Origin of the sequence: Kitasatospora nipponensis (assembly GCF_039528135.1) — a bacterium.
In the GTDB taxonomy this organism is placed as follows: domain Bacteria; phylum Actinomycetota; class Actinomycetes; order Streptomycetales; family Streptomycetaceae; genus Kitasatospora; species Kitasatospora nipponensis.
The window spans coordinates 14,331-15,468 of the sequence record NZ_BAAALF010000192.1 but is presented as its reverse complement, the minus strand read 5'-3'; the positions used below and the strand labels follow the sequence as shown (position 1 = coordinate 15,468).

At 79.1% G+C, this 1,138-nt stretch carries 1 protein-coding gene; it reads left to right on the top strand.

The features are described from left to right. Window positions 1-90 precede the first annotated feature (90 nt). Window positions 91-1,138, top strand: a 1,048-nt coding sequence (locus ABD323_RS33735; protein ID WP_425556252.1) for an ABC transporter transmembrane domain-containing protein, incomplete at its 3' end; no start/stop codon positions are given.

Sequence of the window (1,138 nt, the reverse complement as noted above, 5' to 3'; positions counted from 1 at the left end):
CTGACCGCCCCCGCGGCGCCGGGCACCGCGGCGGGCACCGCGGCGGAGGCCGGGGCGTACGCCGCACCGGGGGCCGCACCGAGCGCCGCGATGCCGGCCACGGTCCGCCCGGTCGTTCGCGCCGCCGAGTCCCCCGAGGTGCCCGAGTCCCCCGAGGTGCCCGACGCGGCCGCGCGCCCCACCGCCCCGCTGCGCCGGATCGCCGCGCTGCTGCGCACCGCCGGCCCCGGCCGCTCCCGGTGGCGCTTCGCGCTGGCCGTGCTGCTCGGCAGCCTCGCGCTCGGCTGCGCGGTGGCGCTGAGCGCCACCTCGGGCTGGCTCATCTCGCGGGCCTCGCAACTGCCGCCGGTGCTCTACCTGATGATGGCCGTCACCGCGGTGCGCGCGTTCGGCGTCGGGCGCAGCGTGCTGCGCTACGCCGAGCGGCTGGTCGCCCACGACGCGGTGCTGCGCACCCTGGGCGTGCTGCGGGTGGCCGTCTACCGGCGGCTGGAGCGCCTGGCGCCTGCCGCGCTGCCCGCCTTCCGGCGCGGCGACCTGCTGTCGCGGCTGGTGGCGGACGTCGACTCGGTGCAGGACTGGTACCTGCGCTGGCGGCTGCCGGCCGCCATCGCGCTGATCGTCTCGCTGGGCTGCGCCGCGGGCCTGGCGCTGCTGCTGCCGCTCGCCGGGGCGCTGCTGGCGCTCGGCCTGCTGCTGGCCGGTGCCGGGGTGCCGGCGCTGGCGGCCCGGCTCTCGGGCCGCTCCGAGCAGCGGCAGGCGCCCGCGCGCGGCGAGCTCTCCAGCGCGGTCCTGGACACCCTGACCGGGACCGCCGAGCTGACCGCGGCCGGCGCCCTGTCCGCCCGGCTGGCCACCGTCCGGGCCGCGGACGCCCGGCTGACCGAACTGGCCGCCCGCTCCGCCGCCACCGCCGGGCTCGGCGCCGGCCTGTCCGCGCTGCTCACCGTGCTCACGGTGGCCGGCGTCGCGCTGGTCGTAGCGGGCCACCGCGAACCCGGCGTCGGCGAAAGCCTGGCACAGTCCGGCCGGCCACCAGAACCGGGCGGTGGCCAACCCCATGATCAGCAGCAGCGGTTCGCCCTCGGAGCCCTTCAGTTGGTCGAAGGCCACCTGCACGTCGCCGTTGTGCGCATAC